Annotated in this window: 23 protein-coding genes; 18 read left to right on the forward strand and 5 right to left on the reverse strand. The window is 63.5% G+C overall.

Translation table 11 applies throughout. The annotated features are described in order from the left end of the window. Positions 1–6 precede the first annotated feature (6 nt). Complete coding sequence (locus GSQ88_RS20410) at positions 7–1,002, forward strand: alpha/beta fold hydrolase (protein ID WP_159009551.1); 996 nt, start codon at positions 7–9, stop codon at positions 1,000–1,002. A gap of 174 nt (positions 1,003–1,176) precedes the next feature. Continuing rightward, a complete protein-coding gene (locus GSQ88_RS20415; protein WP_159009930.1) occupies positions 1,177–4,413 on the forward strand; it encodes a bifunctional cytochrome P450/NADPH--P450 reductase in 3,237 nt (1,078 codons plus the stop codon). A 273-nt stretch (positions 4,414–4,686) separates the two neighbouring features. On the opposite strand, the gene GSQ88_RS20420 is transcribed toward GSQ88_RS20415, so the two are convergent. Next, complete coding sequence (locus GSQ88_RS20420; RefSeq protein WP_159009552.1) at positions 4,687–5,094, reverse strand: GFA family protein; 408 nt, start codon at positions 5,092–5,094, stop codon at positions 4,687–4,689. A 21-nt stretch (positions 5,095–5,115) separates the two neighbouring features. Then, positions 5,116–6,039: an alpha/beta fold hydrolase gene (locus GSQ88_RS20425; RefSeq protein WP_159009553.1), complete on the reverse strand. Its 924-nt coding sequence runs from the start codon at positions 6,037–6,039 to the stop codon at positions 5,116–5,118. Positions 6,040–6,220: 181 nt separating this feature from the next. Here GSQ88_RS20425 and GSQ88_RS20430 point away from each other — a divergent pair, with 181 nt between their 5' ends. The 16 genes from GSQ88_RS20430 to GSQ88_RS20505 all read left to right on the forward strand — a co-directional run bounded on the left by GSQ88_RS20430 (position 6,221) and on the right by GSQ88_RS20505 (position 20,832). After that, positions 6,221–6,607 (forward strand): hypothetical protein, encoded by a 387-nt coding sequence (locus GSQ88_RS20430; RefSeq protein ID WP_159009554.1) that lies wholly within the window; start codon positions 6,221–6,223, stop codon positions 6,605–6,607. After that, positions 6,604–7,701 (forward strand): PHA/PHB synthase family protein, encoded by a 1,098-nt coding sequence (locus tag GSQ88_RS20435; RefSeq protein WP_502706754.1) that lies wholly within the window; start codon positions 6,604–6,606, stop codon positions 7,699–7,701. The genes GSQ88_RS20430 and GSQ88_RS20435 overlap by 4 nt, the downstream gene beginning before the upstream one ends. Further along, positions 7,698–8,291, forward strand: a complete 594-nt coding sequence (locus GSQ88_RS20440) for a GNAT family N-acetyltransferase (protein ID WP_174248072.1) — start codon at positions 7,698–7,700, stop codon at positions 8,289–8,291. The genes GSQ88_RS20435 and GSQ88_RS20440 overlap by 4 nt, the downstream gene beginning before the upstream one ends. Positions 8,292–8,572: 281 nt before the next feature. Further along, a complete protein-coding gene (locus GSQ88_RS20445; RefSeq protein WP_159009556.1) occupies positions 8,573–9,040 on the forward strand; it encodes a phasin in 468 nt (155 codons plus the stop codon). Between the two features lie 269 nt (positions 9,041–9,309). Next, complete coding sequence (locus GSQ88_RS20450) at positions 9,310–10,596, forward strand: DUF445 domain-containing protein (protein ID WP_159009557.1); 1,287 nt, start codon at positions 9,310–9,312, stop codon at positions 10,594–10,596. Between the two features lie 235 nt (positions 10,597–10,831). Further along, positions 10,832–11,602 carry an esterase/lipase family protein gene (locus GSQ88_RS20455; protein WP_159009558.1) on the forward strand — a complete coding sequence of 257 codons (771 nt, stop codon included), beginning with the start codon at positions 10,832–10,834 and terminating at the stop codon, positions 11,600–11,602. Positions 11,603–11,906: 304 nt separating this feature from the next. Beyond that, positions 11,907–12,770: a phenylacetic acid degradation operon negative regulatory protein PaaX gene (gene paaX, locus GSQ88_RS20460; protein WP_159009559.1), complete on the forward strand. Its 864-nt coding sequence runs from the start codon at positions 11,907–11,909 to the stop codon at positions 12,768–12,770. A gap of 81 nt (positions 12,771–12,851) precedes the next feature. Next, positions 12,852–13,844: a 1,2-phenylacetyl-CoA epoxidase subunit PaaA gene (gene paaA / locus GSQ88_RS20465; RefSeq protein WP_159009560.1), complete on the forward strand. Its 993-nt coding sequence runs from the start codon at positions 12,852–12,854 to the stop codon at positions 13,842–13,844. A 10-nt stretch (positions 13,845–13,854) separates the two neighbouring features. Then, complete coding sequence (gene paaB, locus GSQ88_RS20470) at positions 13,855–14,142, forward strand: 1,2-phenylacetyl-CoA epoxidase subunit PaaB (protein WP_159009561.1); 288 nt, start codon at positions 13,855–13,857, stop codon at positions 14,140–14,142. A 147-nt stretch (positions 14,143–14,289) separates the two neighbouring features. Next, on the forward strand, positions 14,290–15,066 hold the full coding sequence (gene paaC, locus GSQ88_RS20475; protein WP_159009562.1) for a 1,2-phenylacetyl-CoA epoxidase subunit PaaC: 777 nt from the start codon (positions 14,290–14,292) through the stop codon (positions 15,064–15,066). Beyond that, positions 15,060–15,563, forward strand: coding sequence for a 1,2-phenylacetyl-CoA epoxidase subunit PaaD (paaD, locus tag GSQ88_RS20480; protein WP_159009563.1), 504 nt, complete (start codon positions 15,060–15,062; stop codon positions 15,561–15,563). Before paaC ends, paaD begins: the two co-directional genes overlap by 7 nt. Positions 15,564–15,671: 108 nt before the next feature. Beyond that, on the forward strand, positions 15,672–16,751 hold the full coding sequence (gene paaE, locus GSQ88_RS20485) for a 1,2-phenylacetyl-CoA epoxidase subunit PaaE (protein ID WP_159009564.1): 1,080 nt from the start codon (positions 15,672–15,674) through the stop codon (positions 16,749–16,751). Continuing rightward, a complete protein-coding gene (gene paaI, locus GSQ88_RS20490) occupies positions 16,744–17,205 on the forward strand; it encodes a hydroxyphenylacetyl-CoA thioesterase PaaI (RefSeq protein ID WP_174248073.1) in 462 nt (153 codons plus the stop codon). The genes paaE and paaI overlap by 8 nt, the downstream gene beginning before the upstream one ends. A gap of 50 nt (positions 17,206–17,255) precedes the next feature. Beyond that, on the forward strand, positions 17,256–18,590 hold the full coding sequence (paaK, locus tag GSQ88_RS20495) for a phenylacetate--CoA ligase PaaK (protein ID WP_159009566.1): 1,335 nt from the start codon (positions 17,256–17,258) through the stop codon (positions 18,588–18,590). Positions 18,591–18,630: 40 nt separating this feature from the next. Next, complete coding sequence (locus tag GSQ88_RS20500) at positions 18,631–19,656, forward strand: quinone oxidoreductase family protein (RefSeq protein ID WP_159009567.1); 1,026 nt, start codon at positions 18,631–18,633, stop codon at positions 19,654–19,656. A 111-nt stretch (positions 19,657–19,767) separates the two neighbouring features. Continuing rightward, positions 19,768–20,832: a YeeE/YedE family protein gene (locus GSQ88_RS20505; RefSeq protein ID WP_159009568.1), complete on the forward strand. Its 1,065-nt coding sequence runs from the start codon at positions 19,768–19,770 to the stop codon at positions 20,830–20,832. A gap of 1 nt (position 20,833) precedes the next feature. On the opposite strand, the gene GSQ88_RS20510 is transcribed toward GSQ88_RS20505, so the two are convergent. From GSQ88_RS20510 to GSQ88_RS20520, 3 genes are all read right to left on the reverse strand, one after another. Next, positions 20,834–21,787, reverse strand: a complete 954-nt coding sequence (locus GSQ88_RS20510; protein WP_159009569.1) for a fatty acid desaturase family protein — start codon at positions 21,785–21,787, stop codon at positions 20,834–20,836. Positions 21,788–21,847: 60 nt separating this feature from the next. Continuing rightward, positions 21,848–23,083 carry a bifunctional alpha/beta hydrolase/OsmC family protein gene (locus GSQ88_RS20515; protein ID WP_159009570.1) on the reverse strand — a complete coding sequence of 412 codons (1,236 nt, stop codon included), beginning with the start codon at positions 23,081–23,083 and terminating at the stop codon, positions 21,848–21,850. 181 nt (positions 23,084–23,264) lie between these two features. Next, positions 23,265–23,930, reverse strand: a complete 666-nt coding sequence (locus GSQ88_RS20520; protein WP_159009571.1) for a sulfite oxidase-like oxidoreductase — start codon at positions 23,928–23,930, stop codon at positions 23,265–23,267. Between the last annotated feature and the right edge of the window lie 15 nt (positions 23,931–23,945).

Genomic DNA, 23,945 nt, shown 5'->3' on the forward strand with positions numbered 1-23,945 from the left:
CGATACATGATCGAGATGCCGCCGCTGCAATTCGCCCAGACCAACGGCATTCGCATGGGCTATTACGACGCCGGCCCGAAAACCGACGCGCCGCCGCTGATCCTCTGCCACGGCTGGCCGGAGATGGCGTTTTCCTGGCGTCACCAGCTCTGGGCACTGGCCGCAGCCGGCATAAGGGTGATCGCGCCGGACCAGCGCGGCTATGGCGCGACCGACCGGCCCGAACCGGTCGAGGCCTACGACATGGAGCATCTGACCGGCGATCTGGTCGGCCTGATGGATCACCTTGGAATCGACAAGGCGATTTTCGTCGGCCATGACTGGGGCGGCTTTGTCGTCTGGCAAATGCCGCTGCGCCATCCGCATCGCGTCGCCGGTGTCGTGGGCGTCAACACGCCGCATTGGGGCCGCAGCCCGGCCGATCCGATCGAACTGTTTCGCAAGCGGTTTGGCGACAGCATGTATATCGTTCAATTCCAGGATCCGGCCCGCGAGCCGGACCGCATCTTCGGCAGCCGGGTCGAGCAAACCTTTGACGCCTTCATGCGCAAGCCGCTGCCACGCAAGGAAGAGCCTTCCAGCGGACCGCCGGTGGCCGGCGTCGGGGCTGCGCCGACCACCAACCTGGCATTCCCGCAGATGATCGCGGCCTACGATGCCAGGCATGATCCGCGGACGCCGATCCTGTCGCCGGAGGAGAAGAAGGTCTTCGTCGATACCTTCACCAGGACCGGCTTCACCGGCGGCATCAACTGGTACCGCAATTTTTCACGCAACTGGCAGCGCTCCGCCGACATCGATCATATGGTGAAAGTGCCGTCGCTGATGATCATGGCCGAGAACGACGCCGTGCTGCCGCCGTCGGCGGCCGACGGCATGGAGAAGCTGGTTCCCGACCTCGAGAAATACCTGGTGAAGGACAGCGGCCATTGGACGCAGCAGGAAAAGCCGGAAGAAGTCAGCAACAAGCTGATCGAGTGGCGTAGGAAGCGGTTCGGGTGAGGGCGTCCAGAGATAATTGATCCTCAAGGGAGCGTCATCCTGAGGTGCGAGCCGTCTTCGGCGAGCCTCGAAGGATGAGCAAGGAAACGAAGGTGCTTGCGGCCATCCTTCGAGACGCCCGCAAGCGGCGGGCTCCTCAGGATGACGACGGCGCAGCAGGAGATACTTTCGCATATGGCGTCCAGCAACAGACTGAGCCCGATACCGCAACCGCCGACCAAACCTGTGGTCGGCAATATGCTGTCGCTGGATTCGAGCGCGCCGGTACAGAATTTGGCGCGGCTCGCCAAGGAGCTCGGGCCGATCTTCTGGCTCGACATGATGGGCGCGCCGATAGTCATCGTGTCCGGTCACGACCTCGTCGAAGAGCTCAGCGACGAAAAGCGCTTCGACAAGGCGGTACGCGGCGCGCTCCGCCGCGTCCGCGCCGTCGGTGGCGACGGCCTGTTCACGGCCGATACGACTGAGCCGAACTGGGGCAAGGCGCACAATATCCTGATGCAACCGTTCGGCAATCGGGCGATGCAATCCTATCATCCGAGCATGGTCGATATCGCCGAGCAACTGGTGAAGAAGTGGGAGCGGCTCAACGGCGACGAGGAGATCGACGTCGTCCACGACATGACGGCCCTGACGCTCGACACCATCGGCCTCTGTGGTTTCGACTACCGCTTCAATTCGTTCTATCGGCGCGACTATCATCCGTTCGTGGCGTCGCTGGTGCGATCGCTCGAGACCATCATGATGATCCGCGGTCTTCCGATGGAGAATCTGTGGATGAGAAAACGCCGGCGCGATCTTGCCGGCGACGTCGCCTTCATGAACAAGATGGTCGACGAGATCGTCGCCGAACGGCGCAAGAACGCCGAAGCCGCCGCCGACAAGAAAGACATGCTCGGCGCCATGATGACCGGCGTCGACCGCTCGAGCGGCGAGCAGCTCGACGACGTCAACATCCGCTACCAGATCAACACCTTCCTGATCGCGGGGCACGAAACCACCAGCGGTCTGTTGTCCTGCGCGATCTATGCACTGCTCAAGCACCCGGACGTACTGAAGAAAGCCTATGAGGAAGTCGACCGCGTGCTCGGGCCCGATATCGAGGTCAGGCCGACCTATCAGCAGGTCACCCAGCTCACCTACGTCACGCAGATCCTGAAAGAAGCGCTGCGGCTGTGGCCGCCGGCGCCGGCCTATGGCATCACGCCGCTCAGCGATGAGACCATCGGCGGCAAATACAAGCTCAAGAAGAACACGTTCATCACCGTGCTGGTGCTGGCGCTGCACCGGGACCCGAGCGTGTGGGGACCCAACCCTGATGCGTTCGACCCGGAGAATTTCAGCCGCGAAGCGGAGGCGGCGCGTCCGCTCAATGCCTGGAAGCCGTTCGGCAACGGCCAGCGCGCGTGCATCGGGCGCGGTTTTGCGATGCACGAGGCGGCGTTGGCGATCGGCATGATCCTGCAACGCTTCAAGCTGATCGACGTCAATCGCTACCAGATGGTGCTGAAGGAAACGCTGACCATCAAGCCGGACGGCTTCAAGATCAAGGTGCGCCCGCGGGCCGAAGCGGATCGCGGCGCCTATGCCGGCCGGGCCGCTTCCGTAGCGGCAACGTCTGCTGCCGCGGCGCCGCGCAGCCAGGCGCGCCCGGGACACAACACGCCGCTGCTGGTGCTGTACGGCTCAAACCTTGGCACCGCGGAGGAGCTTGCGACCCGCGTTGCCGATCTCGCCGAGGTCAATGGCTTTTCGACCAGGCTGGCGCCGCTCGATGATTTTGTCGGCAAGCTGCCGGAGCAGGGCGGCGTGCTGATTTTCTGCGCCTCCTACAATGGCGTGCCGCCCGATAACGCGACGCGATTTCATCAATGGCTCGGCGGCGACCTGCCGAAGGACGCCTTCGCCAAACTGCGTTACGCGGTGTTCGGCTGCGGCAACAGCGACTGGGCCGCGACCTATCAGTCGGTGCCGCGTTTCATCGACGAGCAGTTGGCGGCGCATGGTGCGCGCAGCCTGTATGCGCGCGGCGAGGGCGATGCCCGCAGCGATCTCGACGGCCAGTTCGAGAGCTGGTTTGCCGCCGCGGCTCCGGCCGCGATGAAGGAACTCGGCGTCGACACCACCCTCAGCCGCAGCGCCGACGATGCGCCGCTCTACACCGTCGAGCCGGTAGCGCCGTCGGCGATCAACACCATCGTCACCCAGGGCGGCGTCGCGCCGATGAAGGTGATGGCGAATTCCGAACTGCAAAACAAGATCGGCGCCAACGCTTCCGAGCGATCGACCCGCCATATCGAGGTGCATCTGCCCAATGGTGCGACCTATCGCGTCGGCGATCACCTCAGCGTCGTGCCGCGCAACGATCCGGCGCTGGTCGATTCCGTCGCGCGCCGCTTCGGCTTCCTGCCGGCCGACCAGATCCGCTTGCAGGTCGCGGAAGGCCGCCGCGCGCAACTGCCGACCGGCGATACGGTCTCGGTCGGGCGTCTGCTGACCGAGTTCGTCGAGCTGCAGCAAGTCGCGACCCGCAAGCAGATCCAGATCATGTCGGAACACACGCGCTGTCCGATGACCAAGCCGAAGCTGCTGGCGTTTGTCGGCGACGATGCGGCCTCCGCCGAGCGCTACCGCGGCGAAGTTCTGGCTATGCGCAAATCGGTGTTCGACCTGCTGGAGGAGCATCCGGCGTGCGAATTGCCGTTCCACGCGTTTCTCGAAATGCTGTCATTGCTGGCGCCGCGCTATTACTCGATCTCGTCGTCGCCATCGGGCGAGGCCGGCAGATGCAGCATCACGGTCGCGGTGGTCGCGGCGCCCGCGAGTTCGGGGCGCGGCGTCTATCGGGGGGTCTGCTCGAATTATCTCGCGGGCCGCCGCGCCGGCGATACCGTGCATGCGACCGTGCGCGAAACCAAGGCCGGCTTCCGGCTGCCGGAGGATGCGGCGGTGCCGATCATCATGATCGGCCCCGGAACCGGGCTGGCGCCGTTTCGCGGCTTTTTGCAGGAGCGCGCCGCGCGAAAGGCCGCAGCCGCGAGCCTCGGTCCGGCGATGCTGTTCTTCGGTTGCCGTCATCCGGACCAGGATTATCTCTACGCCGACGAACTGAAAGCCTTCGCGGCCGATGGCATCACCGAACTGCACACCGCGTTTTCGCGCGCGGACGGACCCAAGACCTATGTGCAGCATCTGGTCTCAGCGCAAAAGGACCGCGTCTGGAGCCTGATCGAGAATGGCGCGATCATCTATGTCTGCGGCGACGGCGGCAAGATGGAGCCGGACGTCAAGGCGGCATTGGTTGCGATCTATCGCGAGCGCAGCGGCGCCGATGCCGCGGCGGGGTCGCGCTGGATCGATGACCTCGGCGCCAAGAACCGCTATGTGCTGGATGTGTGGGCCGGCGGGTAGAGTTTTTAGAACAAATCCTCACCACTGTCGTCCCGGCCTTGCGCCGGGACCCATACGCCGTGTCGCCTCATTTTAGCAGGGCCGTTGAGCCATCTGCCTGAAGCTATCTCGGCCGTCATCCTGAGGTGCTCGCCGTCTTTGGCGAGCCTCGAAGGATGATGTTCAGCGTCGTTTGCGGCCACCCTTCGAGGCTCGCAAGGGCTCGCACCTCAGGATGACGGTTCCGGTGTGTCCCGGCCTTCGCCGGGGCAACGTGATGTTGTTTTCCTTCGCTTACATCGGCGGCAGGCGTTCGAATGCCGGCATGCCCTGGGGAATCTGGTGGAAGTCCTGCTTGTCGACGGTATAGATCGCCATTTGCGAGGTGCCGAACTGCGTGGGGTCGTCGAGCGTACCGACCTTCACCACCACGGCGGGCATGCCGACCGGCCGGGTGACGATATGCGTGCCGCATTCGGCGCAGAATTCCCGCGTCACCGGGTGTTCAAGATCGGTGCGCGAAAACTTCTTCGGCGTTCCCTTGGTGTACCCGAAGCTGTCGACCGGCATCAGCACGAACATGTTGGGCGAGCCGCCACTGATATATTGGCATTCGCGGCAATGGCATTGCCCCTTCAGCATCGGCGTGCCTTCGGCCTTGTAGCGCACTTCGCCGCAATAACATCCGCCTTCCAGTTTCATGTCGTCCTCCCTCGGTTGTGGTTAGTGTGTCGTCTTGCCGGACGCCGCGTGGGCATGTTGGTCGATCGCGCCGATGATCTGAGGCCACATCGGGATCGGCAGCGCGTGTCCCATGCCGTCGATCATCAACAGCTTGGCGCCGGGGATTGAGGCCGCGGTATCCTTGCCGCCCTCCGGGCGCACCAGCGGATCGACGGTGCCGTGAATGACCAACGTCGGCGCCTTCACCGAGGCCAGCCGCGGCTTGCGGCTGCCGGACGCCAGGATCGCGCGAAGCTGCCGTCCGACCCCGGCTGGATTCAGCCCGCGCTCGAAGCTGCGTTCGGCGCGCGCGCGATCCTGCGCCTCGTCTTCCGGGAAATGACCGACGCGCAGCACCTTCCAGGTCTGGGCAAAGCGTATGATGTACTCGTCCCGCGTCGCGACCGGTGGTGCCATCAGCATCGCGGTCGCTTCGCGGGTCGGCGGCGGCACTTTGGGATTACCGGTGGTCGACATGATCGAGGTCAGCGACCGCACCCGTTCGGGAAACGAGATCGCGACTTCCTGGGCGATCATGCCGCCCATCGACGCGCCCACCAGATGCGCCGATTTGATTTTCAGCGCGTCCATCAGTCCGACCACATCCTGCGCCATGTCGTAGAGCTTGTAGGGCGCGGCGACCGGGATCCTCAGGAAACGCAGCTTGAGCAGTTCGAGCGGCGTCAGGCGCCCGCCGCCGGAGAGCTGGCTCGACTTGCCGATGTCGCGATTGTCGAAGCGGATGACGCGAAATCCGCGCGCCGCCAACTGCCGGCAGAATTCGTCGTCCCAAAGAATCATCTGGGCGCCGAGCCCCATGATCAGCAGCAGCGGTTCGGCATCGGCGTCGCCGAAGATTTCGTAGCAAAGATCGAGGCCATTGGCGCGGGCGATCTGCGCAGGCTGATGGGCGAGCGAATTCACTTGGGCCGTTCCTCCGGTGGCAGACTTTCCGCAACCTTATGACACGGCTTCCCGCAACGCAAAGGTCTTCCGATTCGCGGCGACCGAGGCCGGCGCAGTTGACCCGGCCGCCGCAACGGTGTCGTATGCGCGAAAATGAGGAGGGCAAAAAAGCTCTCGTGAGTAGCGCGGGAGGGCGCCAATGGCCGACAAAGGCAACGATCCGGTCGCGATCTGGCAGACCATGATCGGCGAGATGGAGAAGGGATTCAACTCCTTCGCCAATCAGGCGATGGCGTCGCCGGAATTCAGCAAGGTCGTCAACCAGGTTGGCGGAGCCTCGACGGGCGCGCAGAAGCAGCTCGGCGATCTCATGGAGAAATACCTCGTCAGCATGAACCTGCCGAGCCGAGCGCAGATGGTCGGCATGGCCGAGCGCCTGCAATCGATGGAAGGGCAGTTGAACGAGATCAAGGCGATGCTGCATCAGATGCAGCGCGCCTCCGGCGCGGGCGATGACGGGTCTTCCGGCGCGGCGCGCCCGCCGCGCACCAAACGTCCGCCGTCGCCGGGCGGAGAACCAAAATGAGCGCCGGTGCTGGTCTGAATCCTGCGGGCCTCGATCTGGCGGCGATCCCGGAGCGGATCCAGTCCGAGGTGCAACGCGCGATCCAGCGCAGCATCAAGGGCGTCGAATATCTTTCGACCTCGGGGCCGTCGCTCGGATCGACGCCAAAGGACATCCTGCATTCCCGCGGCACCATGAACCTCTATCACTATCGCCCGATGTCGGACGAGATCTACCGCGTGCCGATCCTGATCGTGATGGCGACCACCAACCGTGGCTACATTCTCGACCTGGTGCCCGGCCAGAGCTTCGTCGAGTTCCTGCTCAAGCGCGGCTACGACGTCTACATGCTGGACTGGACCGCACCGAAGCCGGAAGAGAAAAGCTTGCGGATGGAGGATTACGTCCTCGACTTCATTCCCGACTGCATTCGCCGCGTGCAGCAGGATTCCGGCGAGACCGATGTCTCGGTGATCGGCTATTGCTTCGGCGGCGTGCTGTCGCTGCTCTATGGCTCGATTTTCAATGACGGGCCGATGAAGAACCTGATCTGCTTCACCACGCCGATCGATTTCCGCGAGATGAAGCTGTTCCAGAATTTCTCGGACCGGCGCTATTTCGATGTCGACGGTCTGGTCGACAGCGTTGGCAACGTGCCGGGCGACATGATCATGACGTCGTTCGATATGCTGCGGCCGGCGTCGCGCGCATTCAGCCAGGTGCAGTTGTGGGACAACATCTGGAACGACGAGTACGTCAAAGGTTACCGGATGATGGATCGCTGGGGCTCGGACACCTTGCCGTTGGCCGGCGAATATTTTCGTCAGACCGTCAAGGACCTGATGTGGGACAACAAGCTGTTCAACGACACCATGTCGGTCGGCGGGCGCGCAGCCGACATCTCCAAAATCAAGGTGCCGATCCTGCACGCGGTTGCCGAGCATGATCACATCGTGCCCTATGACGCAGCCAAGCATCTGATCCCGAAGGTTGGCTCATCGGACAAGGAGGAAGTGATGCTGAAAGGCGGTCACGTCAGCCTCGTCGCCGGTGCCAATGCGATCAAGCGGCTGTGGCCGAAACTGGACTCCTGGCTAGGTGGAAGATCGATATGAACGAGACGCGCAGCTACCCCCGGCACATCAGGTCCGACGCCGGCGATATCGAATTCCGCCTGATGAGCCGGGCCGACGAAGCCGCGGTGCTGGCCTTCGCGCAAAAACTCCCGAGCCACGATCTTCTGTTCCTGCCGCGGAATATCAGCCAGCCCAAGGTGCTGTCGGCCTGGATCAACGAGATCGAGCGCGGCGCGATCACCAGCCTGCTCGCGGTCAAGGACGGCGAGGTCGTCGGCTGCGGCACGGTGGTGCGCGATCCGCACTCATGGTCGCCGCATGTCGGCGAAATCCGCATGGTGGTATCGCTCGATGTCCGCGGCGCGGGCGTCGGACGGGCGTTGTCGCAGGAGACCTTTGCGCTGGCGCTCGCCGCCGGACTGGAAAAGATGTCGGTGCAGATGACGGTGGACCAGCAGGCGGCGATTACGCTGTTCGAGGGCCTCGGCTTCAAGGCCGAGGCGCTGCTGCGCGACCACGTCCGCGACGTTGATGGCAAGACGCACGATATCGTCATGCTCGGGCATAACGTGGCGCAGGTCAGGGCGCAGATGGAGGCCTATGGGCTGCCGGGGGCCGTACAACACTAGAGGCGCCTCTGCCGACGCGACACCGTACCGCGGAGCCAGACACAAAATTGCGAAAACGACCCCATGCACAGTAGATGGGGCCGACTCGGCATTAGCCCAAAGTGGATCTTTTGCCGGTTCTCTGGGTAGAACGCTCATCCATCGGGCTAATCACGAATTCGTGATATCGCGGTGCAACATTGATGTTGCGATGCACCATTAACTATGGCACAAGGATCTCGCCCCGGGCCACACCGGACGGGGTGAGCCCATAGCTCAAACCTGAGGATGGAGAGACCCACATGACCACCGAAACCAATTCCGTGCTGAACAGCGTCAAGGACGCTTTCGCTCCCGTTACCGACGCCTTCAAGAACCTTGAAGTGCCCGAGGCTGCCCGCGAATTCGTGCGCAAGCAGGCCGAGACCGCCAAGGTGCGCGCTGCCGACCTGCACGCGGGTTCCGAGAAGGTGACCGCCGCGATCGAGACCGCTGTTACCGGTTCGGTCTCCGAGGCCGCCAAGATCAGCCGCAACATCCAGCAGGCGCTCTACCAGGACGCCGAAGCGTTCTTCGCCGGCATCGACAAGCTCGCTTCCGCCAAGTCGCTCAATGAAGCGGTTCAGATCCAGTCGGACATGCTCCGTTCGCGTGGCGAAGTGTTCGTGTCGCGCGCCAAGTCGACCACCGAATATCTCGGCAAGCTCGTCGCCGACGGTGCCAAGACCGCGCAGGACAACTTCTCCAAGGTCTACACCAAGACCGCCTGATCGCGACCGTTCAGCCAACTGCTCTTTTCGAAGGCTCGCTTAGGCGGGCCTTCTTTTTGACTGGCATACCCTACATCGGCACCGTCATCCCCGGGATGAACGCAATTGCGTTCACCCCTGAGGTGCGCGCTCTTGCGCGCCTCGAAGGATGGCCACAGGCACGGCGCTGAACAGCATCCTTCGAGGCGCGCAAGAAAGTGCGCGCACCTCAGGATGACGCTGGTGCGAGTGGCACCTATCTACAACCAAGATCAGCCGCGAAAGCCGTCATGCCCCTTCCCAGCACCTTCTCGTTCTCGTCTCCCGGCGACGCGGCGCGCGCGGCGGAGTTGCGGCGCGTCAAGGCGCTGGCGACGCTGGTGCTGGCGGCCACACTCGCGCTGTTCGTGACGGCCAAGATCCTGCTGCCGGTGCATCCGGCGTTCGGCTTTGTCGCGGCTTTCGCCGAAGCCGCCACCATCGGCGGCCTCGCCGATTGGTACGCCGTGGTGGCGCTGTTTCGCAGGCCTCTGGGATTGCCGATCCCGCACACCGCGATCATCCAGGGCAACCAGCACCGCATCGCCGACAAGCTCGGCGAATTCATCGAGCAGCATTTTCTCGAAGCAGCCCCGGTCGATGCGAAATTGCGCCAGATCGATTTCGGCTCGTTCATCGCCGACTGGTTGCGCGACCGCAAGCGCAGCACCGATCTCGCCCGCTTCGTGCTGCATTTGATGCCCGAGGCGCTCTCGGCGACCGAGAATTCGGGCCTGATGACCTTCATCACCCGGCGTGTCACCACGCAATTGCAGTCGATCGATCTGGCGCCGCTTGCCGCCGGCACGCTGCGTGCTTTCGTCGCCGAAGGCCGCCATCAGGGATTGCTCGACGATATCCTGCGCGCCATCGATCAGTCGCTGAAGCAGCCGAAAACCATGGCGATGGTCCGCGAGAAAGTCCGCGACGAATTGCCGACGCTTTTGAAACTCTATCGCGCCGACAAGTTCCTGGTGAACAAGCTCCTTGCCTCCGCGACCTCGTTCTTCGACGACGTACGCAACGATCCCAGCCATCCGTTCCGCGGCGAGTTCGACCGCATGGTGCTGTCGTTCGTCGACCGGCTCGGCAGCGATCCGCTGTATGCCGGCAAGATCGACGGCCTGAAACGCGATCTGCTGGCGCGGCCCGAACTGGCCGATCTGGCGCGAAACATCTGGTCGAACGCGCGATCGTTCATCGAGCGCAGCGCATCCGGCGAGAGCCAGGTGTTGCAGCAGCATCTCGGCCGTATGTTCATGGAAGCCGGGGAGGCGCTGGTCGGCGATGGCGAACTGCGCGGCGAAATCAACCAGGGTTTTGTCGCCGTGCTGCGAAGTTTCATCGCCGACCAGAAGAGCGGCGTCTCCACCTTCATCTCCGACCAGGTCAAGGGCTGGGATATGGGTCAACTGATTTCGCTGATCGAAATCAACATCGGCCGCGACCTGCAATATATCCGCTTCAACGGCTCGCTGATCGGCGGTCTCGCGGGATTGGGGCTCTACACGGCCGAATTCCTGTTGCGGTGGCTGTGACTTTTAAACCACGGAAGCGAGTTTAGTTGTTGATGCCTATTGTCCGGTCCGGGCTCACCCGCTTGAATGCGCAAGACGACGACCTAACTTGATTCACAGGTTTTGTTGCATTGCGGAACGATTTGTCGAGATTGGCGTCTTCCCATCGATCGGGGTTGATTGATCCCCGAATTTCATTTGACCTAATTGGCCGGCTGCCGCGACGTAAGGGGCCGGGCCAGAACAGGAGCTAAGAATGTCCGTTGCTGCGCAGACGCTTGCCCCGCCTTCCAGGACCCTGATGTTTCTGGAAGGGCGCGCCATGCATGAATTCGGCGCCTTTCTCGGGGCGCTGCCGCTGCTCAGCCTGGCGCCGCGCGGCGATGGCCATCCGGTGCTGGTGCTGCCCGGGCTGGTCGCTTCCGACATGTCGACCCGGCCGCTGCGCAGCTTCCTGAAGAGCCGCGGCTACGCCGTCAGCGGCTGGCGCCAAGGCCGCAATCTCGGACTGCGCGACGGCGTACAGCACGCGATGGTCGATCTGGTGAATGAACTCAGCGACGCGCATGGCCGCAAGATCAGCCTGGTCGGCTGGAGCCTGGGCGGTCTCTATGCGCGACAGCTCGCCAAGATGATGCCGGACCGGGTGCGCTCGGTGATCACGCTCGGCAGTCCGTTTGCCGGCAGCCCGAAGGCGACCAATGCCTGGCGGGTTTATGAGATGGCCAGCGGCCGCCGCGCCGACGAAGAGGACAGGCGGTTTGGCGGATCGCTGTCGGAAACGCCGCCGGTGCCGACCACCGCGATCTTCAGCCGCACCGATGGCATCTGCGCCTGGCAGGGCTGCATGGAAAAGACCTCGGCGACGTCGGAAAGCATCGAAGTCGAAAGCAGCCATTGCGGCATGGGCCATCACCCCGCCGTGGTCTATGCGGTGGCCGATCGCCTGGCGCAGCCCGAAGGCAAATGGGCGCCGTTCGATCGCTCGGGCTGGCGCAGCATGGTTTATCCGGATCCCACTCGCTAACGCGCGTGATGCGGCCACGGTTCGGGACGCGCGGCGTTGCCGCGCTCCTCACCATGAGGCTATCTCCGACGTCATCCTGAGGAGCGGCGTTTTCGCCGCGTCTCGAAGGATGGCCGCGAGTGCACGTGTTGCGTCCATCCTTCGAGACGCGCGCAAGAGCGCGCTCCTCACGGGTGAACGCAATTGCGTTCATCCCGGGGATGACGGCCGAGATACCTTCACAGGCTCCGCGGCGTATCGAGGGATCGCGCGCCGGTTAATGCCGCCGTTGTAGCGGCCGCGCAAAACGCGCTATGCGTTTCGGATGCCGCAGCCGCTCTCCCGCATTATCGACCAGCTCAAGCGCGAACCCTCGCGTACCGGCTCCATCGTCATCACGCTGTTCGGCGATGCCATCGTGCCGCGCGGCGGTTCGGTCTGGCTCGGCACGCTGCTGGAGTTTTTCAAAGCACTCGACATCGACAGCGGCGTGGTGCGCACCGCGATGTCGCGGTTGGCCGCCGATGGCTGGCTCGAGCGCCATAAGGTCGGCCGCAACGCTTACTACGGGCTGGTCACGAAGGGGCGGCAGACCTTCGATGCCGCGACCCGGCATATCTACGATCCGCCGCCGTCCGACTGGACCGGACGCTTTGAGTTGTTGCTGATTCCAGCCAGCGAGGATCGCGACACCAGCCGGGAGGCGCTGAAGAATGCCGGTTTTGGCAGCCCGCTGCCGGGCGTATGGCTCGCGCCGTCGGGCGTTGCCATCCCCGAGGAAGCCGCCTCCGCGATCCGGCTGGAGGTCTCCGCCGAAGACGACAGCGGCAGGCGATTGCTGAGCCAGAGCTGGCCGCTCGATCGCACCTCGGATGCCTATCTGAAGTTCATGAAGACCTTTGAACCCCTGCGCGGCTGGATCGGCCGCGGCGAGGCGCTTTCGGACGCCGACGCCTTCACCGCGCGCATTCTGCTGATCCACCATTATCGCCGGGTGGTGCTGCGCGATCCGCTGTTGCCCACCGCGCTATTGCCGGCGGATTGGCCGGGCAGGGCGGCGCGTGCGCTCTGCGGCGAGATCTATCGCGGGCTGCTTCCGGCGTCCGAACAATGGCTCGACCGCCATGCCAGCAACGAAAATGGACCGCTTCCGCCGCCGGGCGGGGAACTCGGGCGCCGGTTCGGCTAGGTACGAATATGTTACAAAATTAACTTGCGTTTCGATTTTTATGTTATATGTTGGCGTCAACAACTTCCCGGGAGGAAGGCCATGTATACGCAAGCGCTGAACAATGCGGATACCGACGACCGCAATATCGAGGACGCCGAACGCTCCGCGCAATTCCAGGCGCGCATCGATGTCGATGACCGCATCGAGCCCAATGACTGGATGCCGGCGGCCTATCGCAAGACGCTGACGCGGCAGATTTCCCAGCACGCTCATTCCGAAATCGTCGGCATGCTTCCCGAAGGCAACTGGATCACGCGCGCGCCGTCGCTGCGCCGCAAGGCGGCCTTGCTCGCCAAGGTGCAGGACGAATGCGGCCACGGACTTTATCTCTATGCGGCCGCCGAGACGCTCGGCACTTCGCGCGAAGAGCTGGTCGATATGATGCTGGCGGGGAAGTCGAGGTATTCCTCGATCTTCAATTATCCCACTTTGACCTGGGCCGATATCGGCGCGGTCGGATGGCTGGTCGATGGCGCCGCGATCATGAACCAGATTCCGTTGTGCCGCTGTTCTTACGGTCCCTATGCCCGCGCGATGATCCGCGTCTGCAAGGAAGAGTCGTTCCATCAACGACAGGGTTTTGAGATCATGATGACGCTGGCGCGCGGCAGCGAAGACCAGAAGGCGATGGCGCAGGGCGCGCTCGATCGCTGGTGGTGGCCGGTGCTGATGATGTTCGGGCCGCCCGATAAAGCGAGCCAGCACTCGGACACCTCGACCAAATGGAAGATCAAGCGGTTTTCCAACGACGAGCTGCGCCAGAAATTCGTCGACGCCACCGTGCCGCAGGCGCAGTTTCTCGGCCTGACCATTCCGGATCCCGGCATGAAGCAGAACGCCGATGGCAATTGGGAATACAGCGCGATCGATTGGGACGAATTCAACCAGGTGCTCGCCGGCAACGGCCCGTGTAACCGCGAGCGGCTGGCGGCGCGACGCAAGGCCCATGACGACGGCGCCTGGGTGCGCGAGGCCGCCTCGGCCTATGCCGAAAAGCGCCGGCAACGCTCCGCTCTGCAAGCGGCCGAATAGGGAGATCATCATGGCGACGCCGAACGTGCCGCTTTGGGAAGTTTTCATCCGCAGCCGCAACGGGCTTGCGCACAAGCATGTCGGCTCGCTGCACGCGACCGACACGACCCTGGCGCTACAGGCCGCACGCGACATCTACACCCGCCGCGGCGAAGGATTGTCGATCTGGGTGGTGCCGTCAAACGCGATCACCGCCTCCGATCCCGCCGAGAAGGGCATGATGTTCGAGCCGGCGGAATCCAAGATCTATCGCCATCCGACGTTTTACGACGTGCCGGACGAAGTCGGGCATATGTGAAGAGCACTGCCCTCATCCTGAGGAGCTTGCCACCGGCCGTCATTGCGAGCGCAGCGAAGCAATCCAGGGCAACAAGGAAGAACTGGATTGCTTCGTCGCTTCGCTCCTCACAATGACGAACGCAACCTCTTAACCTGATTGTGGAACATGTCCGTCGCATCGATATCAGTCTCCGAAACCCCGCTGGTGCTGTACACGCTGCGCCGGGCCGACGATGCCTTGGTCCTCGGACACCGGCTGTCGGAATGGTGCGGCCATGCGCCGGCGCTGGAAGAGGACATGGCGCTGGCCAACATGGGGCTCGATCTGCTCGGCCAGGCGCGTGAGCTGTATGCTTACGCGGCAAAAGTCGAAGACCGGGATAACGACGAAGACAAGTTTGCCTATCTGCGCGATGTGCGGCAGTACCGCAATCTGTTGCTGGTCGAACAGCTGAACGGCGATTTCGCGCGCACCATGGTGCGGCAGTTCTTCTATGCGGTATTCGCCGATCTGTATTGGCGCGCGATGATGCACTCGTCGGATGCCACGCTGGCGGCGATTGCCGCGAAGTCCGAGAAGGAGAGCGCCTATCATGTGCGGCATTCCTCGGAATGGATCGTTCGTCTCGGCGACGGCACCGAGGAAAGCCATCGCCGTGCGCAGACCGCGATTGACGACCTCTGGGCCTTTACCGGCGAGATGTTCGCGGTGGATGACAGTGAGCGCGGCTTGATCGATCGCGGCATCGCCTGCGATCCCGCATCGTTGCGCCCGCAATGGCTCAAGACGATTTCAAGCGTGGTGGCTGAGGCGACGCTGGCGCTGCCGAAAAGCGACTGGATGCAGCAGGGCGGCCGCAGCGGTCGCCATAGCGAGCATCTCGGTCATCTGCTCAGCGATCTGCAATCGATGCAGCGGAGTTTTCCGGGGGCGACATGGTGACCGCCACGATCAGCGACAACGAATTACGGCAACGCGCCTGGGATGCCGCGGCTTCCGTGGTCGATCCCGAGATCCCGGTGCTGACCATCGCCGATCTCGGCGTGCTGCGCGATGTCGTGGTCAGCGATGGCCATGTCGAGGTTGCGATCACGCCGACCTATTCGGGCTGTCCCGCGATGAACATGATCGCACTCGAAATCGAACTGGCGCTGGAGCGCGAAGGTTTCGGCCGTCCGAAGGTCCGCACTGTGCTGTCGCCGGCCTGGACCACCGACTGGATGAGCGACGATGGCCGCCGCAAGCTCCGCGAATATGGCATCGCGCCGCCACAAGCCGGCAGCGGCCGCCGTGCGCTGTTCGGCGAGCAGCAGGTGGCTTGCCCGCAATGCGGTTCCGACAATACCGAATTGCTGTCCGAATTCGGCTCGACCTCCTGCAAGGCGCTGTGGCGTTGCAAGAGCTGCCGCGAACCTTTTGATTATTTCAAGTGTCATTGAGGCTAATCTAATGTCGTCATTGCGAGCGCAGCGAAGCAATCCAGGGCTGCAAGAAAGACTGGATTGCTTCGTCGCTTCGCTCCTCGCAATGACGCTGGGAAATAACCGATGTCACTAACCCCTCGCTTTCACCGTCTCGCCGTCGATGATTTGCGCCGTGAATCGTCCGACGCGGTGTCGTTGACGTTTGCGATCCCCCAGGAATTGGAAGATGATTTCAGCTTCGCGCCCGGCCAGTATCTGACCCTGCGCACCACGATGGACGGCGAGGAAGTGCGCCGCTCTTATTCGATCTGCTCCGGCCCGGACGATGGCGAATTGCGCATCGCGGTGAAGAAGGTCGATGGCGGCGCGTTCTCGAACTGGGCCGCCGATGAATTGAAGGCCGGCGACCAGCTCGACGTGATGACGCCGACCGGCCGTTTCGGCATCGCGCCGGCGCCGGCTGAGGCGAGGGTCTATGTCGGCTTCGCCGCGGGCTCCGGCATCACGCCGATCCTGTCGATCGTGAAGGGCGTCCTCGCGCGCGAGCCGCTGAGCCGGTTCTTCCTGTTCTACGGCAACCGCTCGACCGGCGGCATGCTGTTCCGCGAGGCGCTCGAAGAACTCAAGGACCGCTTCATGCAGCGGCTGTCGATCTTCCATGTCATCTCCGGCGAGGAGCAGGATATCCCGATCCTGCATGGCCGGCTCGATGGCGAAAAAGTGCGGGTGCTGCTGCGCTCGCTGGTGCCGGCGACAAGTGTCGATCACGTCTTCATCTGCGGCCCCACCGGCATGAGCGAGGATATCGAGGCGACCTGCCGCGATATCGGCATCGCCGAGGACCGTATCCATGTCGAGCGTTTTGTGTCCGGGCTCGGCGGCAAGCCGCGCGCCAAAGCGGTGGTCGCGCCGGGCGCGCCGCCGAAGGCGGTGGCCTCGCTGACGGTGGACGGCAAACGCCGCGAAGTGCCGGTCGCCGAGGGTGAGTCCATTCTCGACGCCGCGTTGCGCGCCGGCATGGACCTGCCGTTCGCCTGCAAGGGCGGCATGTGCTCGACCTGCCGCGCTCATCTCGTCGAGGGCGCGGCGCCGATGGACGTCAATTATTCGCTGGAGCCGTGGGAGCTGAAGGCGGGGTTTATCCTGACCTGTCAGGCGCGGCCGGCGTCGGATAGGGTTGTGGTGGATTATGATCATGTCTGACGCCGCAGCCACGCTCTCGCCGGACCAACTCGCGCGCGCCTGTGCGGACGCGATGTGGGCGGAAGACGATGCCAGCAAGGGTCTCGGCATGGAGATCGTCGAGGTCGGGCCGGGGCGCGCGACCTTGGCGATGACGGTCAAGCCGCATATGGTCAACGGCCAGCGCATCGCCCATGGCGGTTTTATCTTCCTGCTGGCGGATTCGACGTTCGCGTTTGCCTGCAATTCGCGCAACGAGCGTGCCGTGGCGGCGCAATGCGATATCACCTTCATCCGACCGGGCAAGCTCGGCGACCGGCTGGTCGCGACCGCACGCGAAATCTCGCGCAGCGGGCGGTCGGGGATTTACGATATTCAGGTCATGGCGGATGATGTCGTGATCGCGGAATTCCGCGGGCATTCCCGCACCATCGCCGGCACGTGGCTGCCGGTGGCGGATAAAGGCGAAAAATAGAACGACAAGTCAAAACAATAAAAGCAAAAAGCAAACCAGGGAAACGCGAGATGGCTACCACAAGGCTTAAGTCCGCAGGAAGCGGCGGCTACCAGGCCGAACTTGACGACGCCGAGCGAGCGTCGCGCGACGAAATCCTGGCCCTGCAAACCAAACGCCTCGCATGGTCGCTGGCGCATGCCTACGACAATGTCGCGCACTACAAAAAGGCGTTCGACAGAGCCGGCGTTCATCCGGCCGATTTCAGGCAGATATCCGATCTCGCCAAATTTCCGTTCACGGTGAAAACCGATTTACGCGACAATTATCCCTTCAACATGTTCGCGGTGCCGCGCGAGCAACTGGTGCGGGTCCACGCCTCTTCCGGCACCACCGGCAAGCCGATCGTGGTCGGCTACACCCAGGCCGACATCGACATGTGGGCGGATGTGATGGCCCGCTCGATCCGCGCCGCGGGCGGCCGCCGCGGCATGATCATGCATAACGCCTATGGCTATGGCCTGTTCACCGGCGGCCTTGGCGCGCATTACGGCGCGGAGCGGCTCGGCTGCACCGTGGTGCCGGTTTCCGGCGGCATGACCGAGCGGCAGGTGCAACTGATCAACGACTTCAAGCCCGACATCATCACGGTGACGCCGAGCTACATGCTGGCGATATCAGATGAATTCAAGAAACAAGGTCTCGACCCCCGGAAGTCATCGCTGAAATTCGGCATCTTCGGCGCCGAGCCCTGGACCAACGCGATGCGTGCCGAGATCGAAACCACCTTCGGCCTCGACGCCACCGACATCTACGGGCTGTCGGAAGTGATCGGTCCCGGCGTGGCGCAGGAATGCGTGGAGACCAAGGACGGGCTGCATATCTGGGAGGATCATTTCTACCCTGAAGTGATCGACCCCGAGACCGGCGCGGTGTTGCCGGATGGTGAAAAGGGTGAGCTGGTCTTCACCTCGCTGACCAAGGAAGCATTTCCCATCATCCGCTATCGCACCCGCGACCTGACACGGCTGTTGCCCGGAACCGCGCGGCCGGGCATGCGGCGCATGGAAAAGGTCACGGGCCGTTCCGACGACATGATTATCCTGCGCGGCGTCAATGTGTTCCCGACCCAGATCGAGGAAGTGCTGCTCGCGACCGACTGGTGCGGCGGCCATTTCATCATCGAATTGATGCGCGAGGGCCGGATGGATGAGATGATCGTCAAGGCCGAAGCGCGCCCCGAGAGCTGGGACGGCAGCGGGCTGATCGTCCACGCCGAAAAGATTTCCAGCTTCATCAAGAACACCATCGGCATCACCACCGGCGTGCAGATCGTGGCACCCGACACGCTGGAGCGGTCCGCGGGCAAGGCCAAGCGGGTTTACGACAGGCGGCCGAAAGGGTAACTCCTGCTCTCATGAGAATGAGAAGCAGGGAATGTCGCTGATGCCGCTTGCCCAAAAGCCGGGTGCCGGCCCGGTCGAGGCGCGCTGCGTGCGCCTGCTTGCCAAGGCCGCCGACGCGGCGTCGATTGAGCCTGTCGTCGAGCCGCATCTGCTGTCGCGGGCGGCCAATGAACTGCTGATCGAGCTTAGGGCGTCCGCGGTGAACCCGTCCGACGTCAAGGCTGCCACCGGGCTGATGCCCTATGCGGTGTTTCCACGCACCTCCGGCCGCGATTATGCGGGTGTCGTGATCGACGGCCCCGAGGGCTGGATCGGGCGGGAGGTGTTCGGCTCGTCGGGCGATCTCGGGATCCGGCGGGACGGCACCCATGCCACGCACCTCGCGGTCGAGGCCGACGCGGTGGTGGAGAAGCCGAAAGGCCTGTCCTGGGAAGAGGCCGCCGGCATCGGCGTTCCCTTTGTCACCGCGATGGAAGGCCTGCGCCGCGCCGGTATCCCGAAATCCGGCGAGACCATCGTGGTGATGGGCGTCAACGGCAAGGTCGGCCAGGCCGCGGTGCAAATCGCGAGCTGGCACGGCGCGCGCGTGATCGGCGTGGTGCGAAAGCGCGAGGCCTATGAAGGGCACGCCAACTCGGCCGTCGAGGTGATTGATGCTTCCGCGACCGATGTCGCGACCCGGGTTCGCGAATTGACCGGCGGCAAGGGCGCCGATGTCGTTTTCAACACCGTCGGCGATCCGTATTTCGAGGCGGCGCATAAATCGCTGGCCTTGCGCGGCCGCCAGATCCTGATCGCGACCATCGAGCGGGTGGTACCGTTCAACATCCTGGAATTCTACCGGGGCCAGCATACCTATGTCGGCATCGATACGCTGGGGCTGTCTTCGGTCGCGACCGGTGCGGTGCTGCGCGAGCTCGGTTCCGGCTTTGCCAGCGGCCATCTCAAGCCGTTCCCGATCAAGGCCAACGCGATCTATCCGCTGCGCGACGCCAAGGCTGCCTTCGCCGCGGTGGCCGGTTCGTCGCGCGATCGGGTGATCCTGCGGCCGGACGCTGCCGAATAATTCACGGAGGTCGTCATTGCGAGCGAAGCGAAGCAATCCAGAGCTACAAGGGAAGAATGGATTGCTTCGCTACGCTCGCAATGACGGGGGCTAACTTAGAGGAAGACAACCATGCCAACCGCCGCCAATCTCGTCATCCTCTGCGGCCTCTTGATCGGCCTTGTCTATGGCGCGGTCGGACTGCTCAGCGGGTTCTGCATGATGAGCAGCTTGCGCGGCTGGTGGGCGCAGGGCGACAGCCGGCTGGTGCGCAGCTATGCCCTGGCGATGGGGGTCGCGATCGCAGCGACGCAGCTATTGGCGGTGCGCGACGTCGTCGATCTCGGTAAATCGATCTATCTGCAACCGACATTCTCGGTGCCGCTGATGTTCGTCGGCGGCGTTCTGTTCGGCTACGGCATGGTGCTCTCGAATGGCTGCGGCTCGCGGGCGCTGGTGCTGCTCGGCCGCGGTAATTTGCGCTCGCTGGTGGTGGTGATCGTGCTCGGTGTTGCCGCGCAAATGACGCTGAAGGGACTGATCGCGCCGGGCCGGATCGCGGTGCTGCAATGGACGCAGATGACGGTGAGTATCACCTCGCTGCCGGCTTTGGTCGCCAAATTCGGCGTCAGTGAAGCGTTCGCGCGTTCGCTGGCAGCACCTGTCGTCAGCGCGGCGCTGATCATCTTTGCCTTTGCCCATGCGCCGTTCCAGCGCGCCTGGGGCCAGATCGCGGCGGGGCTGATCGTGGGACTTTTGGTCGCCGCCGGCTGGTACGCCACCGGTCATCTCGGCGCCGACGATTTCAACCCGACGCCTGTGACCTCGCTGACCTTCGTCGCGCCGATCGCCGATACGCTGCAATACATGATGCTGTCGACCGGACTGACTTTGAATTTCGGCATCGTCACGGTGGCCGGCGTGTTCGTCGGCAGCCTGGTGACGGCGCTGGCGACCCATCGCTTTCACTGGGAGGGTTATCATTCGCCAAGCCACATGCTGCGCTCGATCAGCGGCGCGGTGCTGATGGGCGCGGGCGGCGCGATGGCCTTGGGCTGCTCGGTCGGGCAGGGCCTGACCGGACTGTCGACGCTGTCGTTCGGTTCGTTGGTCGCGGTGGCCGGAATTATGCTGGGAACCGGCATCGGCCTGCGCGGCGCGCTTCGGGTGCGCCCGCTGGCGTCGACCTCTGCTTGAATCAAGCTTGGCCGTTCGACGTCGCCAGCCGCATCATGTCGAGATAGCCGGGTTTCACTTCCATCCGCGTGACAAAGCCTTTTTCGGCCAGCAGCCGATGCGCTTCTTGTAGCCGGTAGCACGGCAGATACATGAACAGATGATGCTCGGCGTGATAGTTTACCCAATAGGGCGCGATCAACAATCGCTCGACCGGGTTCGCGAGCGTGGTGCGGGCGTGGCTGAACGGGTCTTCGCCGGTCGAGGTGCAGGCGTGTTCGGCGATGTTGCGGATCCGCGTCACCAGCGGTAGCCACGTCGCCATCGCCAAAACCCAGACGGCAAAATACCAGATGCCGGCGCCGGCGAGCCAGAACAGCACAAACAGCAGGGCATTGAGGCCAAGGAAACGCGCCGTCTTTTCGCGGCCGGTCGCGACGAAGCTCTCGTGCGAGACCGTTTCGTCATTCGCCGCGCGCTGGAACAGCGACCGCAATAGCGGCAGCCGCTGCTTCACAAAAGTCTGTCCGGTGAGATCGCGGATCGCCTTGCGGGTGTAGCTCTCTTTGGTGATCGGGAACGGCGCCGACAGCGACAGGTCAGGGTCTTCCGGCTGCTGGGTGAATTTGTGGTGCTGCAGATGATAGGAACGGTAGCTCGCGAGATCGGCGCCCACCGGCACCGCGCATAGCCACTGTCCGACCCATTCATTGACCGCCTTGTTGTGGTGAAGCCCGCCATGGGCGGCCTCGTGCATCAGGATCGCCAGCCCCAGTTGCCGCGTGCCGACCACCATCACCGCGATCAGCCAGCTCAGCGGGTTGGGCCACAGCACGACCAGCGCGATGGCCGCGGCGATGGTACCCCAGGCATGCGCCACCAGCCACATGCCGCGCCACGAACTGCGCGAGGTCAGATGGCTCCATTCGTCAGCCGAAAAGACCGTTTTGGGATCGACGCGTGCAACGACCGGCATGGGCTGGTTGCTCTCAGGTTTGACGCGCTCATGCCGATGATACGCCCGCCTGTTCGCGGGTCAATCCGCCGCCTTGGTCACGATATGAATTTCCGAGGTCAGGGTGCGGTGCACCGGGCACTTGTCGGCGATTTCCATCAGTTTCTTGCGCTGTTCGGCATCGAGCGTGCCTTCCATCGATATCACCCGGTCGAACTGGTCGAGCATGCCGACCCGGGTTTCGCACTCGGCGCAGTCCTCGGCGTGGATCTTGCTGTGCGACAGCGTCACCGTGACCCGATCGAGCGGCAGCGATTTGCGCTCGGCATACATCCGCATCGTCATCGAGGTGCAGGCCCCAAGACCTGCGAGCACATAATCATACGGCCCCGGTCCGCTGTCCGCGCCGCCGACGGCGGCGGGCTCGTCGGCCAAAAGATGATGCGGCCCGACGGTGACGGTATTCTGGAATCGGCTGTCGCGGGTTTCGCGGACCACGACGAGGCGCGGGCCCTGGCCTTGATCTTGGCCGGAATCGGCGGCCTGTTGCGGCGCTGCGGATGCGAGATAGCGGCTGGCCCAGGCTGCGATCATGTCGGCGACATAGGCCGCGTCGCCTCTGTCGGTCAGCAGATGATCGGCGTCCGACAGCGACACGAAGCTCTTGGGATGCCTGGCCGTGACGAAGATTTTGGTCGCATTGTCGATGCTGACGGTGTCGTCGGTCGGCGAATGCATGATCAGCAGCGCCTTGTGCAGCTTTGCGATATGCGACGTCAGGCTGTGCTCGGCGATGTCGTCGAGGAATTCGCGCTTGATGCTGAAGGGGCGGCCGGCCAGCGAAACCTCGACCTTGCCCTGTTGGCGGATGTCCTCGATCTTGTCCCTGAAGAAGTTTGTGACATGGGAGGGATCGGAGGGCGCGGCGATGGTGACGACGGCTTTGGCGTCGGGAATTTGGTCGGCGGCCGCGAGAACCGCGGCGCCGCCGAGGCTGTGGCCGATCAGGATGGCAGGGACCCCTCGGGTCTCGCGCAAATGATCGGCGGCGCGGACCAGATCGGCGACGTTGGATGAAAATGTCGAATTGGCGAAATCGCCTTCGCTGGAACCAAGCCCGGTGAAATCGAACCGCAGCACGGCGATGCCCTTGGATGCCAGCGCGAGCGCGATGCGGCTGGCGGCCAGCACGTCCTTGCCGCAGGTGAAGCAATGGGCGAACAGCGCATAGCCGCGAATCCCGCCTTCCGGCGTGTCCAGAGCCGCGGCCAGTTGCTGGCCTTCCGAACCGGTGAATTGAAAACGCTCATGCGGCACGTTCGGTCTCCTCTGGGTTGGCTTTCACCTCTCCCGTTGGGAGAGGTCGGATCGCCCCTTCGCGATCCGGGTGAGGGGTTACAGCCTAACGATAGATTGTAACCCCTCACCCGAATTCCTCGCTTCGCTCGAAATTCGACCTCTCCCGCAGGGAGAGGTGTAGCTAAACTCTAGCGTCAACCTAATCGTTAGAATAGCGCTGCTCGGCCCACGGATCGCCGCGGTTGTGATAGCCGCGCACTTCCCAATAGCCCGGCACATCCTCCGCGACGAATTCGATCCGCTGCAGCCACTTCGCGCTCTTCCAGAAATAAAGATGCGGCACCACCAGCCGCACGGGGCCGCCATGTTCCGCTTCCAGTGGCGTTTCCGACCAGCGATGCGCGAGCAGCGCGTCTTCGGCGGCGAAGTCTTCCAGCGCGAGGTTGGTGGTGTAGCCGTCGTGGGCATGTAGTACGACATGGCGGGCTTCGTCGCGCGGGCGGCAGGCCATCAGGAGATCGCGGGTCGCCAATCCTTCCCAGGCATTGTCGTAACGGGACCAGGTGGTGACGCAATGGATGTCGGAGATGAAGCGGGTCTGCGGCTGCGCGGTGAATTGCCTCCAGTCCCAGAAGATCGGATTTTCTACAGCTCCATAAACGTCGAGACGCCAGCGTTCCCTTGTTATCTGCGGCGTCAGGCCAAGATCGAGGGTCGGCCAGTCCTTGGTGAGGTGCTGTCCCGGCGGCAGGCGCTGATCCTCCGGGCGGGAAGTTTTGCCGGTGAGGAATCGGCCCTCGCGCGCCCAGCGTTCCTTGCTGCGGGTCAGCTTGCTTTCCGGAGGTTGCTCTTCGTCGTCGGCCATGTTCAGTCCCCGATG

The organism is Bradyrhizobium sp. S69, from assembly GCF_009766005.1.
Lineage (GTDB): Bacteria > Pseudomonadota > Alphaproteobacteria > Rhizobiales > Xanthobacteraceae > Bradyrhizobium.